Raw genomic sequence first — 1,352 nt, 5'->3', positions numbered from 1 at the left:
TGCAACAGGCCAATCCGTTCGAGAACTTTGTGTGAAAAATGGTGTATTGTCACAAGAAGACCTAGAGTTAATTCTAGATCCATTCGAAATGACACACCCAGGGATTGCAGGAGCAATTCTTTTCAAGAAAAATTAAAAGAAGAGGGGGGACAAGTCCCTCCTCTTTGTTTACAATATAGGGATGTTATACGTGAATAGAGGTAGGGAGATTATAAGTAAGTATACAGTGGCGTTTAATGGTTCATAGAAACAACATTAAGAGGAGTAGAAATATGATCAACACCACTTTTAAATAAAGAGGATTTATTAAAATATCCTATCATGTTAACAACAAGTTTACATGAATCTTTATAAAGCATTATGACCAACCATGAATAAATAGTTGGCCATAATGACCTTAAAGATCCATATCTTTTAATCCAGGACTATGCTCATTTGGCATTTCAGGAAGTTCTGGTACAGGAAAACCTTTTGGCGGGTCAGTTACTGCTAATGTTCCTTTGTTTCTACTTGGTGATTCACCTTGGAATATTTCTCCCATTCTTGTTGGATCTAAACTAAAATTAAATTGTGCGTTATGGAATCCCATGTCTACATACTTTCTGCACTCTGGGTATTTATTAATATCATAGTTGGGCACAGGGAAGAGTTTCCCCCATTCAACACCCAATGTCTCTAAAGCTTTTGCGAAAGCATTTTGATGTGCATTATCACGTACAATTAAAAATGCAAGTGTTTCTCTAAAAGTTTGATTGGAACTCATTTCATAAATTCTAGTTTTTTGAAGTACACCTGTAGATTCAAGTACTACGTTATCTAATAAATCGCTAATTAAATTCCCATGACTATATACCCAAGATCCATTCCATGGGTTGCCAGCTGCATCAACAGGCAATGAACTTTGAGCACCTACAATAAAGTGGTGAGGATTTGCATGTTTAACCGCTTCATCAAGTGGTGCGTTGTCAATACCAGCATTTCCTGGCGTAGGTTCACCAGATCCAGTTAATAGTTGATTAATTGTATGTTGTACAAGTTCTACATGGCTTATTTCCTCTAAAAAAACACCTCGAAGTAAATCACGATATTGCTTCTCTTTACCTCTAAAATTTGAGCTTTGGAAGAAGTATTGCATCATTGTACGCATTTCGCCATAATGCCCACCTAATATTTCTTGTAAAACTTTTGCGGCAGCTGGATCTGATTTGTCCGGCTTAATCATATTAATTATTTCTTCTTTATAAAAACATGAAGGACACCTCTTTTTAAGTTAGTTAACATTGTTATCGTGTCCGCTAGTTGGTTACTTAATACTTAAATTCATTTTTTTACCAATAAATCGTTACCTTAAA

Annotated in this window: 1 protein-coding gene and 1 pseudogene; one reads left to right on the top strand and one right to left on the bottom strand. The window is 35.5% G+C overall.

Translation table 11 applies throughout. The features are described 5' to 3' along the window. A pseudogene (locus ACQGS6_RS28555) lies at positions 1–136 on the top strand (aspartate ammonia-lyase); the annotation flags it as partial. A gap of 261 nt (positions 137–397) precedes the next feature. On the opposite strand, the gene ACQGS6_RS28550 reads toward ACQGS6_RS28555, so the two are convergent. After that, a complete protein-coding gene (locus tag ACQGS6_RS28550; protein ID WP_278002916.1) occupies positions 398–1,231 on the bottom strand; it encodes a manganese catalase family protein in 834 nt (277 codons plus the stop codon). Between the last annotated feature and the right edge of the window lie 121 nt (positions 1,232–1,352).

The sequence above is a fragment of the Bacillus sp. GMs2/2 genome (assembly GCF_050172095.1).
In the GTDB taxonomy this organism is placed as follows: domain Bacteria; phylum Bacillota; class Bacilli; order Bacillales; family Bacillaceae_G; genus Bacillus_A; species Bacillus_A cereus.
Note: the sequence above shows the minus strand (reverse complement) of the source record. Positions and strands in the feature narration are given on the sequence as shown.